At 50.2% G+C, this 13,683-nt stretch carries 8 protein-coding genes, 1 other RNA gene and 1 pseudogene; all 10 read left to right on the top strand.

Going from position 1 to position 13,683, the window contains the following annotated elements:
• The first annotated feature begins 32 nt into the window (after positions 1 to 32).
• The 10 genes and pseudogenes from garK (at position 33) to F4V61_RS10130 (ending at position 13,681) form a co-directional block, all read left to right on the top strand.
• On the top strand, positions 33 to 1,178 hold the full coding sequence (gene garK / locus F4V61_RS10175) for a glycerate 2-kinase (protein ID WP_079828510.1): 1,146 nt from the start codon (positions 33 to 35) through the stop codon (positions 1,176 to 1,178).
• A gap of 32 nt (positions 1,179 to 1,210) precedes the next feature.
• Positions 1,211 to 1,588, top strand: an RNA gene (gene rnpB / locus F4V61_RS10170) — RNase P RNA component class A.
• A gap of 115 nt (positions 1,589 to 1,703) precedes the next feature.
• Positions 1,704 to 2,893, top strand: a pseudogene (locus F4V61_RS10165) (IS4 family transposase); the annotation flags it as partial.
• Between the two features lie 728 nt (positions 2,894 to 3,621).
• On the top strand, positions 3,622 to 4,560 hold the full coding sequence (gene tdcA / locus F4V61_RS10160) for a transcriptional regulator TdcA (protein ID WP_038397585.1): 939 nt from the start codon (positions 3,622 to 3,624) through the stop codon (positions 4,558 to 4,560).
• Positions 4,561 to 4,655: 95 nt separating this feature from the next.
• A complete protein-coding gene (tdcB, locus tag F4V61_RS10155; protein ID WP_000548362.1) occupies positions 4,656 to 5,645 on the top strand; it encodes a bifunctional threonine ammonia-lyase/L-serine ammonia-lyase TdcB in 990 nt (329 codons plus the stop codon).
• Between the two features lie 20 nt (positions 5,646 to 5,665).
• Positions 5,666 to 6,997, top strand: coding sequence for a threonine/serine transporter TdcC (tdcC, locus tag F4V61_RS10150; RefSeq protein WP_058819956.1), 1,332 nt, complete (start codon positions 5,666 to 5,668; stop codon positions 6,995 to 6,997).
• Between the two features lie 66 nt (positions 6,998 to 7,063).
• Positions 7,064 to 8,272 (top strand): propionate kinase, encoded by a 1,209-nt coding sequence (gene tdcD / locus F4V61_RS10145; protein ID WP_001001847.1) that lies wholly within the window; start codon positions 7,064 to 7,066, stop codon positions 8,270 to 8,272.
• A gap of 33 nt (positions 8,273 to 8,305) precedes the next feature.
• Complete coding sequence (gene pflB, locus F4V61_RS10140; protein ID WP_038397587.1) at positions 8,306 to 10,600, top strand: formate C-acetyltransferase; 2,295 nt, start codon at positions 8,306 to 8,308, stop codon at positions 10,598 to 10,600.
• A 69-nt stretch (positions 10,601 to 10,669) separates the two neighbouring features.
• The gene (tdcG, locus tag F4V61_RS10135) at positions 10,670 to 12,034 is read left to right on the top strand and encodes an L-serine ammonia-lyase (RefSeq protein ID WP_000622066.1); all 1,365 of its coding nucleotides are present in this window, start codon (positions 10,670 to 10,672) and stop codon (positions 12,032 to 12,034) included.
• A gap of 315 nt (positions 12,035 to 12,349) precedes the next feature.
• The gene (locus tag F4V61_RS10130; protein WP_012210907.1) at positions 12,350 to 13,681 is read left to right on the top strand and encodes an amino acid permease; all 1,332 of its coding nucleotides are present in this window, start codon (positions 12,350 to 12,352) and stop codon (positions 13,679 to 13,681) included.
• Positions 13,682 to 13,683 lie beyond the last annotated feature (2 nt).

The following is a 13,683-nucleotide window of genomic DNA, read 5'->3' as shown; positions in this document are numbered from 1 at the left end:
CGTCCGGCGTTGTGCAGTAACAGGCTACCACTATGAAAATCGTAATTGCCCCGGACTCTTACAAAGAAAGCCTTTCTGCCGCCGAGGTCGCACAGGCGATAGAAAAAGGATTTCGGGAAATCTTTCCCGATGCGCAGTATGTTTCTGTCCCGGTCGCTGATGGCGGAGAAGGAACGGTCGAGGCGATGATTGCCGCTACGCAGGGCGCTGAACGCGCCGCATGGGTGACCGGGCCGTTGGGTGAAAAAGTGAAAGCTTGCTGGGGAATGTCTGGCGACGGCCACACCGCGTTTATTGAAATGGCGGCGGCCAGCGGGCTGGCGCTGGTTCCGCCAGAAAGACGCAACCCTTTGATTACCACCTCACGGGGAACGGGAGAGCTGATATTGCAGGCGCTGGAAAGCGGCGCAAGAAATATCATTATCGGCATTGGCGGCAGCGCGACAAATGACGGCGGCGCCGGGATGATGCAGGCGCTGGGCGCAAAACTGCGCGATGCAAACGGCGCGGATATCGGTTACGGTGGCGGAAGCCTTCATTGCCTAAGCGACATTGATATTTCAGAGCTTGATCCCCGCTTAAAACTTTGCGCTATTCGTGTCGCCTGCGATGTTTCTAATCCACTGATCGGCGATAACGGCGCATCACGTATTTTTGGGCCGCAGAAAGGCGCGACCGAAGAGAACATTCTGGAGCTGGACAGGAATCTTGCTCACTATGCCGACATCATAAAAAAATCGCTGAATATTGATGTAAAGGCGGTGCCCGGCACAGGAGCGGCAGGCGGTATGGGGGCGGCATTAATAGCCTTTCTCGGCGCGGAATTACGCAGCGGAATCGAAATTGTCACAGCGGCATTAAACCTGGAGGAGCATATCCACGACTGTACGTTGGTGGTGACTGGGGAAGGGCGGATTGATAGCCAAAGTATTCGCGGTAAAGTGCCTGTCGGCGTAGCAAGTGTAGCGAAAAAATATCATAAGCCGGTGATTGGTATTGCCGGTAGCCTGACGCACGATGTCGGGATAGTGCATCAATACGGCATCGACGCTGCCTTTAGCGTACTCACGCGCATTGTGACGCTGGAGGAGGCTTTCCGGAGCGCTTTTGACAATATTTATCGGGCGTCCAGAAATGTTGCGGCCGCTTTGGCGATAGGAATGCGCAGCACAGGGTGACAAAGTCGCGCGAACCCTCTATACTGCGCGCCGAAGCTGACCAGACAGTCGCCGCTTCGTCGTCGTCCTCTTTCGGGGGAGACGGGCGGAGGGGAGGAAAGTCCGGGCTCCATAGGGCAGGGTGCCAGGTAACGCCTGGGGGGGAAACCCACGACCAGTGCAACAGAGAGCAAACCGCCGATGGCCCACGCAAGTGGGATCAGGTAAGGGTGAAAGGGTGCGGTAAGAGCGCACCGCGCGGCTGGTAACAGTCCGCGGCACGGTAAACTCCACCCGGAGCAAGGCCAAATAGGGGTTCATAAGGTACGGCCCGTACTGAACCCGGGTAGGCTGCTTGAGCCAGTGAGCGATTGCTGGCCTAGATGAATGACTGTCCACGACAGAACCCGGCTTATCGGTCAGTTTCACCTCTTCATAAAACCCGCTTCGGCGCTGAGGGATCCCCAGTAATGGGCGGGTAAAAAAGACAGGCATAGAGTTTTGTGATCTAATGATTTGTGCAACCAATTCAATGAGATCACCTCTATGCCTGCTCACCAGGTATGTCAGAATTTTTTCCGCGATGCATTAGCACCGCTTCACAAATACCGACAAAATGCTTTGCTGGATGCCACCATCGTACTCATCAATGGCGCATCTCTGACGCTGACAAGTATCGGGCGTTATTTACCCGGTACGGCTCAGGTCAAAAATAAAATCAAACGCGTTGACCGACTGCGCGGTAATGAATCTCTTCACCGCAATATCCCACTGATTTTCAGAAATATTATTGCCATGCTGACGAGCCAGTTATCTCTTTGTGCCATTGCTGTTGACTGGAGTGGATATCCATCTCAGGAGCATCACGTGCTCCGCGCCAGCCTGATTTGCGACGGACGTTCGATACCCTTGCTGAGGTAGATAGTTCCTTCGGAGAAACAGCAAAATGCAAAGGTACAGCAGGCCTTTCTTAATACTCTTGCCGAAGCGGTAAACCCAGAAGCAAGAGTGATCATCGTCACTGATGCAGGGTTCCAGAATGCCTGGTTCCGGCACATAGAATCACTCGGATGGGATTTTATCGGGCGCATAAGGGGAAAGATCCAGATGCGGCTTGAGGCCAAAGGCGAATACTGGTTCAGACGTCAGGAATTGCAGGCCAGTAGCAAACCGGAATATCTGGGGCCAGGGACACTTGCCCGCTCAGAATATGCGCGGTGCGATGGTCATTTTTATTTGCATAAAAAAGAGCCGAAAGGCCGGAAAAATAAACGCTCCCGTTGCGGTATAGCCAGACCATCACAGATAAAAGATGCCAGCCCGGCGGCAAAAGAACCGTGGTTAATATTCAGTAGCACTGATGACTTTAAGCCGCGAGTGATCATGAAGTTATACAGCCGCCGAATACAGATTGAGCAGCGCTTCAGGGATGAAAAAGTGAGCGCTTAGGGTTCGGTCTGCGGGCCAGTTACAGCCGTTCGGCAGGAAGAGTGCTGGCGCTGAGCCTGCTGACAACGCTGAGCACAATAGTCCTGTGGCTTGTAGGTTATCACGCTGAAAATAAAGGATTACATTTAAGGTATCAGGCCAACAGCATCAGGACACGGCGGGTTATCACGTATCTGACGTTAGCGGAGAATGTCTTACGACAGTCCCCGCTAATTTTAAAACGAACGGTGCTGCGCACCGTTCTTAATCACCTCGCCAGAACCTATCAGAATATGGTGTTGGTTTATTGGCGCAGATTTATGGGGATCCCTCAGCGCTTCGGCGGGGTTTTGTTTATCAATCCTGCAAAGCCTTGTATAGAGGTTGGATAAGACGCTCGCGTCGCTATCCGGCAATTAATTAGCGGTTGTAGTGATATAATATTTTCCGTTCTGTGATGAATAGCACAAAACGCTATCGGTGTCGATCTTTCCAGGAAAAGTGAAAAGCAATCGATTTCTTTCATAAAATTACATTCTGAAAAATAGCAAAAAAATAGTGTAAATCATTTGTTGTAAATGAAAATTAAATGTGTGAGATAGTTTGGTTAAAATTTTATTAAATGTTTCTTTGAAAACAAATAAGGTAAAAAAATGTGATGCGTAACGTTTTTTAAGCGAATTTATATCCTACTTATACTTAATTTTGATAAGTTACGCTTTAAATTTAACATTGGAATTGTCTATAAAATAGCCCGTAATTGCTTGAAATATCGTCTTCATGAGGTGCTGGAAATAGGGGGGGAAATCGGGTGGTTATCGCCATAATATATCGTTATTTCTGCCATATTTTTTGACTAAAATCAGACTGAATTACTGTTTGTCTTTGTTAACAATTTGAAATTAAATGGCTTTTGTATTTAGCAATAACCTTGTAAAAATTGTGGTAAGTTAATTTGTGAGTGGTAGCACATAACCGCTAAGATTTAATTTGCTACACTTCATACCGTTCACAATATTATTTTAGAGCGGTAGATATGAATACACTTGTTCTCCCTAAAACACAGCATCTGGTGGTCTTTCAGGAAGTCATTAAAAGTGGTTCTATCGGTTCTGCCGCAAAATCGTTAGGGTTAACCCAGCCCGCAGTTAGTAAAATCATTAGCGACGTTGAGGCTTATTTCGGCGTTGAGTTAATTGTACGTAAAAATACCGGCGTTACGTTGACTGAAGCGGGGCAGGTGCTGCTCTCCTGGTCTAAATCTATCACTCGTGAAATGAAAAATATGATCAACGAGATGAACAGCATGACGTGCAATACCGTCGTTGACGTCTCGTTTGGTTTTCCTTCGCTGATTGGTTTTACCTTCATGTCCGATATGATTCATAAGTTCAAAGAGGTATTTCCAAAAGCGCAGGTATCCATGTACGAAGCCCAGCTCTCTTCATTCCTGCCGGCCCTGCGCGACGGGCGGCTGGACTTTGCTATCGGTACGCTCAGTAGTGAAATGCAGTTACAGGATCTGCATGTAGAGCCGCTGTTTGAATCAGAGTTTGTCCTGGTGGCCAGCAAGTCCCGAACATGCACCGGCACCATCACACTGGAATCGTTAAAAGACGAACAGTGGGTGTTGCCGCAAACGAATATGGGCTACTACAGCGAATTACTCACCACTCTACAACGAAATGGCATCAGCATCGAAAACATTGTTAAAACAGATTCCGTCGTCACAATATATAATCTTGTTCTCAATGCTGATTTCTTAACTGTGATTCCCTGCGATATGACCACGCCTTTTGGCTCTAATCAATTTATCACGATACCAATAAAAGACACGTTACCCGTCGCACGTTATGCGGCGGTATGGTCTAAAAATTATCGTATCAAAAAAGCCGCTTCAGTATTAGTAGAATTGGCTAAACAATATTCATCATATAATGGATGCAGACGCAGGCAGTTAATAGAAATTGAATGATATGGAATAAACATATTTAGCGAAATGGACGCCATCTGTTTTTTGAACAGTGGGCAACGGTAACTTATTTTTAATACCCAGGTTAAGAGGTTATAATGCACATTACATACGATCTCCCGGTTGCAATTGAAGATATCCTCGACGCGAAGAAAAGACTGGCAGGGAAGATATATAAAACAGGGATGCCTCGCTCTAACTATTTTAGTGAACGTTGCAAAGGCGAAATATTTCTCAAGTTTGAAAATATGCAGCGTACGGGCTCATTTAAAATTCGTGGCGCTTTTAACAAACTTAGTTCGTTAACGGAGGCTGAAAAACGTAAAGGCGTTGTGGCCTGTTCCGCGGGTAACCATGCGCAGGGCGTTTCGCTTTCTTGCGCAATGCTTGGTATTGACGGCAAGGTGGTGATGCCAAAGGGCGCGCCAAAGTCTAAAGTAGCGGCCACCTGTGATTATTCGGCGGAAGTCGTGCTCCACGGCGACAACTTCAATGACACCATTGCTAAGGTGAGTGAAATTGTCGAAACTGAAGGCCGGATATTTATTCCGCCTTACGACGATCCGAAAGTCATTGCCGGACAGGGCACTATTGGTCTGGAAATTATGGAAGATCTGTATGATGTCGATAATGTCATCGTGCCTGTTGGCGGCGGTGGTTTAATTGCAGGTATTGCCATTGCGATTAAATCGATTAACCCCACCATTAATGTTATCGGCGTCCAGTCTGAAAATGTTCACGGTATGGCGGCGTCTTATTACGCTGGCGAAATAACCACGCATCGAACGACCGGCACCCTGGCGGATGGTTGTGATGTCTCCCGCCCGGGTAATTTAACATATGAAATCGTTCGTGAATTAGTGGATGACATTGTCCTGGTCAGCGAAGATGAAATTCGTAACAGTATGATCGCCTTAATTCAGCGCAATAAGGTTATTACTGAAGGTGCTGGCGCACTGGCTTGCGCTGCATTATTAAGCGGGAAATTAGATAGCCATATTCAGAACAGAAAAACGGTCAGTATTATTTCTGGCGGCAATATCGATCTTTCTCGTGTATCACAAATTACGGGTTTAGTTGACGCTTAATCTTTTCGTGAGGATAGGATATGAGTACTACTGATAGCATTGTATCCAGCCAGGCAAAACAGTCGTCATGGCGTAAATCGGACACTACGTGGACGCTGGGTTTATTTGGTACCGCCATCGGCGCCGGGGTGCTGTTTTTCCCTATCCGCGCCGGGTTTGGCGGGCTTATCCCCATTCTGCTGATGCTGGTTTTAGCTTACCCTATTGCGTTCTATTGTCATCGGGCGCTGGCGCGTCTGTGTTTGTCCGGATCTAATCCGTCCGGCAATATTACGGAAACGGTCGAAGAGCACTTTGGTAAAACGGGCGGGGTAGTTATCACATTCCTGTACTTCTTTGCGATTTGTCCGCTGCTGTGGATTTATGGCGTCACCATTACTAACACGTTCATGACATTCTGGGAAAACCAGTTGCAGATGCCTGCGTTAAACCGCGGTGTCGTGGCGCTGTTCTTGCTGCTGCTGATGGCCTTTGTGATCTGGTTTGGTAAGGATCTGATGGTTAAGGTGATGAGCTACCTGGTGTGGCCGTTTATCGCCAGCCTGGTGCTAATCTCATTGTCTCTTATTCCTTACTGGAACTCGGCGGTTATCGATCAGGTTGATCTCAGCAATATCGCCCTGACCGGGCACGATGGCATACTGGTTACGGTGTGGCTGGGGATCTCTATCATGGTGTTCTCCTTTAACTTTTCGCCCATCGTCTCTTCATTCGTGGTTTCTAAGCGTGAAGAGTATGAGAAAGAGTTTGGCCGCGACTTTACCGAACGTAAATGTTCTCAGATCATCTCCCGCGCCAGTATGCTGATGGTAGCCGTGGTGATGTTCTTTGCCTTTAGCTGCCTGTTTACGCTCTCCCCGCAGAATATGGCGGATGCGAAAGCGCAGAACATTCCGGTACTTTCCTACCTGGCCAACCATTTCGCCTCTTTGTCCGGGACGAAATCCACTTTTGCAACGGTGCTGGAGTATGGCGCATCTATCATCGCGCTGGTCGCTATCTTCAAATCTTTCTTTGGTCACTATTTGGGGACCCTGGAAGGGTTGAACGGCCTGGTGCTGAAGTTCGGTTATAAAGGCGATAAAACCAAAGTCTCCATGGGCAAGCTTAACACCATCAGCATGATCTTCATTATGGGGTCTACCTGGGTTGTGGCTTACGCAAACCCGAACATTCTGGACCTGATCGAAGCGATGGGCGCGCCGATTATCGCTTCATTGTTATGTCTGCTGCCGATGTATGCCATCCGTAAAGCGCCGTCGCTGGCGAAATACCGTGGCCGTCTGGATAACGTGTTCGTCACCCTGATTGGTCTGCTGACCATCCTGAATATCGTCTACAAATTGTTCTAATCCTCACGTTCAGACAGCGTTCCGCCATAGGGCGCGGACGCAGTCTGACATCGACGGAGTCACTACATGAATGAATTTCCGGTCGTTCTGGTCATTAATTGCGGATCATCTTCTATTAAATTCTCGGTACTTGATGTCGCTACCTGTGATCTTTTAATAGCGGGAATAGCAGATGGAATTAATACTGAAAACGCCTTTTTATCCATTAATGGTGATAAGCCGTTAAACCTGGCGCACCCTAATTATGAGGGCGCGTTACAGGCTATTGCTTTTGAGCTGGAAAAACGTGATTTAACGGATAGCGTGGCATTAATTGGCCACCGTATCGCGCATGGTGGAGATCTATTTACGCAGTCCGTTATTATTACCGATGAGGTTATCGATAATATTCGCCAGGTATCGCCTTTAGCGCCGTTACATAATTACGCTAATTTAAGCGGTATTGACGCTGCGCGGCATCTTTTTCCGGGCGTGCGCCAGGTCGCGGTATTTGATACCAGTTTCCACCAGACGCTGGCGCCGGAAGCCTATTTGTACGGATTGCCGTGGGACTATTTTGCCAGGCTCGGCGTGCGTCGCTATGGCTTTCACGGTACGTCGCATCGCTATGTTTCGCAGCGCGCGCATGAACTGCTTGGCCTGGATGAAAAAAATTCGGGTCTGATTGTCGCGCATCTGGGCAATGGGGCGTCTATCTGCGCGGTACGCAATGGTCAGAGCGTGGATACCTCAATGGGGATGACGCCGCTTGAGGGGCTGATGATGGGCACTCGCAGCGGCGACGTTGATTTCGGCGCGATGGCGTGGGTAGCCAACGAAACCGGGCAGACGTTGAGCGATCTGGAGCGTGTGGTGAATAAAGAGTCCGGTTTGCTCGGCATCTCCGGGTTGTCATCCGACCTTAGAGTCCTGGAAAAAGCCTGGCACGAAGGACATGAGCGCGCCCGGTTAGCGATAAAAACGTTTGTCCACCGTATCGCCCGTCATATTGCCGGACACGCGGCATCGTTACATCGGCTGGATGGCATTATTTTTACCGGCGGTATTGGTGAAAATTCAGTATTAATTCGCCAGTTGGTAATTGAACATTTGGGCGTACTGGGGCTTACGTTAGACGTTGAAATGAATAAGCAGCCGAATTATCACGGCGAGCGTATTATTTCCGCTAACCCTTCTCAGGTTATTTGCGCTGTTATTCCCACAAATGAAGAGAAAATGATTGCCCTTGATGCCATTCATTTAGGCAACGTGAAAGCACCAGTGGAATTTGCATAACTTAACGGTTGTTCTGTAGAGAGATTATTTTTGATGAAGGTAAATATCGATACCAGCGATATGCTGTATGCCGAAGCATGGCGTGATTTTAAAGGTACGGACTGGAAAGAAGAAATTAATGTCCGTGATTTTATTCAGCATAACTATACGCCTTATGAGGGGGATGAATCTTTTCTCGCCGATGCGACGCCAGCGACCACGGCGTTGTGGGAAAAGGTGATGGCGGGAATACGTATCGAGAACGCGACCCATGCGCCGGTGGATTTCGATACCAACATCGCGACGACGATTACCGCCCACGATGCGGGATATATTGAAAAAGACCTGGAAAAAATCGTCGGTTTACAAACGGATAAGCCGCTTAAACGCGCTTTGCATCCGTTTGGCGGCGTTAATATGATCAAAAGTTCATTCCATGCCTATGGCCGCGAAATGGACGCCGATTTTGAATATACCTTTACCGACCTGCGGAAAACCCATAATCAGGGCGTATTCGATGTTTACTCGCCGGATATGCTGCGCTGCCGTAAATCCGGTGTATTAACCGGTTTGCCGGATGGTTATGGTCGCGGGCGCATTATTGGCGATTATCGCCGCGTCGCGCTGTATGGCATCCGTTATCTGGTGCGCGAACGCGAGCTGCAATTCGCCGACCTGCAGTCGAATCTGGAGTGGGGACAAAATCTTGAGGCGACGCTTCGCCTGCGTGAGGAGCTGGCGGAGCACCGTCGCGCGCTGCTGCAAATGCAGGAGATGGCCGCGAAATACGGCTACGATATCTCCCGTCCGGCGCGAAACGCGCAGGAGGCTGTACAGTGGCTCTACTTTGCCTATCTGGCGGCGGTAAAGTCGCAGAATGGCGGCGCAATGTCGCTGGGGCGAACCGCGTCGTTCCTGGATATCTACATTGAACGCGATTTCAACGCGGGCCTCCTGACGGAGCAGCAGGCGCAGGAGCTGATCGACCATTTCATCATGAAGATCCGCATGGTACGCTTCCTGCGCACGCCGGAATTTGACTCGCTCTTTTCCGGCGATCCGATCTGGGCGACGGAGGTAATTGGCGGTATGGGGCTGGACGGTCGCACGTTGGTGACCAAAAACGCCTTCCGTTATCTGCATACCCTGCACACGATGGGGCCAGCGCCGGAGCCTAACCTGACCATACTGTGGTCTGAAGCGCTGCCAGTGGCATTCAAAAAATATGCGGCGCAGGTCTCCATCGTGACTTCATCTTTGCAGTATGAAAACGACGATTTAATGCGTACCGACTTTAACAGCGACGATTACGCTATCGCCTGCTGCGTCAGCCCAATGGTCATCGGTAAGCAGATGCAGTTCTTCGGTGCGCGGGCTAACCTCGCCAAAACGTTGCTGTACGCCATCAATGGCGGCGTTGACGAGAAGCTGAAAATCCAGGTCGGGCCGAAAACCGCGCCATTAACGGATGAGGTACTGGATTACGACACGGTAATAGAAAGCCTCGACCATTTTATGGACTGGCTGGCGGTGCAGTACATCAGCGCGCTGAACATCATTCACTACATGCACGATAAGTACAGCTATGAAGCTTCGCTGATGGCGCTGCACGACCGTGATGTATATAGGACGATGGCGTGCGGTATTGCCGGACTGTCGGTAGCGGCGGATTCTCTGTCCGCCATCAAGTATGCTCGCGTTAAGCCGATTCGCGACGAAAACGGCCTTGCCATCGACTTCGCTATTGAAGGCGAGTATCCGCAGTATGGTAATAACGATGAGCGCGTGGACAGCATCGCCTGCGACCTGGTGAAACGCTTTATGCAAAAAATTAGCGTGTTGCCGACGTATCGCCATGCGGTGCCGACGCAGTCCATTTTGACCATCACCTCGAACGTCGTGTACGGGCAGAAGACCGGCAATACGCCGGATGGACGCCGCGCCGGGACGCCGTTCGCGCCAGGGGCGAACCCGATGCACGGTCGTGACCGTAAAGGAGCGGTAGCCTCGCTGACGTCGGTGGCGAAACTGCCGTTTACCTACGCTAAAGACGGTATTTCGTACACCTTCTCGATTGTGCCAGCGGCGCTTGGGAAAGAAGATGACGTGCGGAAAACCAATCTTGTCGGCCTACTGGACGGCTATTTCCATCATGAAGCACAGGTGGAAGGGGGGCAGCATCTGAACGTTAATGTAATGAACCGTGAAATGTTGCTGGATGCGATTGAACATCCGGAAAACTACCCGAACCTGACGATCCGCGTTTCCGGCTATGCCGTGCGCTTCAATGCGCTGACTCGTGAGCAGCAACAGGACGTTATTTCGCGCACTTTTACTCAGGCGATGTAACGTGAACGGGGCGATCGTGTGGATCGCCCCGCGACGGATCTTCACTGAACGGTAATCTTAGGGGGAGATATGATTAGCGCATTTGATATTTTTAAGATTGGCATTGGACCTTCAAGCTCCCATACCGTAGGGCCGATGAATGCAGGAAAATGTTTTATCGATCGGCTGGCGGGCAGCGGCGACCTGCCGCGAACGACGCACATTAAGGTTGATCTTTACGGATCGCTGTCGCTGACCGGCAAAGGCCATGCGACCGACTCTGCCATTATGATGGGCCTGGCGGGCAATACGCCGCAGGACGTCAATATTGATAGCATTCCGGCGTTTATCCAGGAGGTTGCCCGCAGCAGCCGTTTACCGGTCGCGGGAGGCGCGCATGTGGTGGATTTTCCCGTTGCCGACAGTATTCTCTTTCACACTGAAACCCTGGCGCGCCATGAAAACGGCATGTGTATTACCGCCTGGAACGGACAAATGCCGCTTTTACACAAAACGTATTACTCTATCGGCGGCGGCTTTATTGTCGAAGAGGAACGCTTTGGCCAGTCGCACGACGTAGAAAAATCGGTGCCTTATGACTTTCATTCCGCCAGCAAACTGTTGTCGTTGTGTGAAAGACACGGACTCTCGGTTTCCGGTCTGATGATGAAAAATGAACTGGCGTTACGTAGCAAAGAGCAGATTGACGCTGGCTTTGCCCGCATCTGGCAGGTAATGGCGGCCGGGATTGAGCGTGGTATGAATACTGAGGGCGTGCTGCCGGGGCCGCTGAACGTTCCACGCCGCGCGGTAGCGTTACGGCGTCTGTTGGTCTCCAGCGATAATCTCTCCCGCGATCCGATGAACGTTATCGACTGGATTAACATGTTCGCCCTGGCCGTGAGCGAAGAGAACGCGGCGGGGGGGCGGGTTGTCACCGCGCCGACCAACGGCGCGTGCGGGATTATTCCCGCGGTGCTGGCCTATTACGACAAATTCCGTCGTCCGGTAAATGCCAACTCTATCGCCCGTTATCTGCTGGCGGCGGGGGCGATTGGCGCGCTGTACAAGATGAACGCCTCGATATCCGGCGCGGAAGTGGGGTGTCAGGGCGAGGTTGGCGTCGCGTGTTCGATGGCGGCGGCGGGGCTGACAGAACTGCTGGGCGGTAGCCCGGCGCAGGTCTGTATTGCGGCGGAAATCGCGATGGAGCATAACCTGGGCCTCACCTGTGACCCGGTGGCGGGTCAGGTACAAATCCCCTGTATTGAACGTAATGCGATTAACGCCGTTAAAGCGGTAAATGCGGCGCGAATGGCGCTACGCCGTACCTCCGAACCGCGGGTTTCGCTCGATAAAGTGATTGAAACCATGTATGAAACCGGTAAAGACATGAACGACAAATACCGCGAGACGTCGCGCGGCGGCCTGGCGATTAAAGTCGTTTGTCGGTAGGCCCGATAAGCGCAGTGTTATTAGACTGTTGGATAACACACAAGGCAGAAGCATGGGAAAAGGGCGCACTAAAATGCGCCCTTTTTTGTTGTGATCCTCTTCAAATAGAGAAAATAACAATATTAAACGAATGGTAAATAGAAAATAATTCTTAACCCATAGGAAATATAGGTGTTTGATTGGTAAGTTTTTCTCTTATTGTGCGCGTATGATTTTCTTACTACAAGAAAGTACCTGCACCTCACGTACTGCACATCGCCTTGTTGCGGCACGAAAAATAAAAAAACCTCTACCTACACATTGAGCGAGAATTTTATGGAATCGGCAAGTAATACTAGCGTAATCCTCGACGCATCAGCCCCGGCGCGTCGGGCAGGGATGACAGAAAGCGAATGGCGCGAAGCCATCAAATTTGACAGTACCGACACCGGTTGGGTCATTATGAGTATCGGGATGGCGATCGGCGCAGGAATTGTTTTCCTTCCTGTCCAGGTCGGTCTGATGGGACTTTGGGTCTTTTTACTCTCTTCTATTATTGGTTATCCGGCCATGTATCTGTTCCAGCGGTTGTTTATTAATACGCTGGCGGAATCCCCGGAATGTAAAGACTACCCCAGCGTAATTAGCGGCTATCTGGGCAAAAACTGGGGTATTTTATTAGGCGCGCTCTACTTCGTGATGCTGGTTATCTGGATGTTCGTTTATTCCACGGCGATTACTAACGACAGCGCTTCTTATCTGCACACTTTCGGCGTAACAGAAGGATTACTCTCCGATAGCCCGTTTTATGGCCTGGTGCTGATCTGCATCCTGGTGGCGATTTCCTCACGCGGTGAAAAATTACTGTTCAAAATTTCCACCGGCATGGTACTGACCAAACTACTGGTAGTGGCGGCGCTGGGCGTATCAATGGTTGGTATGTGGCACTTGTATAACATTGGCGCGCTGCCGCCGATGGCCCTGCTGGTTAAAAACGCCATTATTACCCTGCCGTTTACGCTGACCTCGATTTTGTTTATCCAGACGTTAAGCCCAATGGTGATATCTTACCGTTCACGCGAAAAATCCATTGAGGTTGCACGCCATAAAGCGTTGCGCGCCATGAATATCGCGTTTGGCATCCTGTTCGTTACCGTCTTTTTCTATGCGGTTTCCTTCACCCTGGCGATGGGACATGACGAAGCGGTGAAAGCTTACGAGCAGAACATTTCCGCTCTGGCCATCGCCGCGCAATTTATTAGCGGCGATGGCGCTGGCTGGGTCAAAGTGGTCAGCGTAATTCTGAACATCTTTGCCGTCATGACCGCCTTCTTTGGCGTTTACTTAGGATTCCGTGAAGCGACGCAAGGCATTGTGATGAATATCCTGCGTCGCAAAATGCCCGCAGAGAAGATCAATGAAAATCTGGTACAGCGCGGCATTATGCTTTTCGCCATTTTGCTGGCCTGGAGCGCTATTGTCCTCAACGCGCCTGTACTGAGCTTTACCTCTATTTGTAGCCCTATCTTCGGTATGGTGGGCTGTTTAATTCCGGCATGGTTGGTCTGGAAGGTTCCTGCATTGCACAAATATAAAGGCGCCTCGTTGTACCTTATTATCATTACCGGTCTGCTGTTATGTGTTTCTCCGTTCCTGGCATTTTCTTGATA

It is taken from the genome of Salmonella enterica subsp. arizonae (assembly GCF_008692845.1).
Lineage (GTDB): Bacteria > Pseudomonadota > Gammaproteobacteria > Enterobacterales > Enterobacteriaceae > Salmonella > Salmonella arizonae.
Note: the sequence above shows the minus strand (reverse complement) of the source record. Positions and strands in the feature narration are given on the sequence as shown.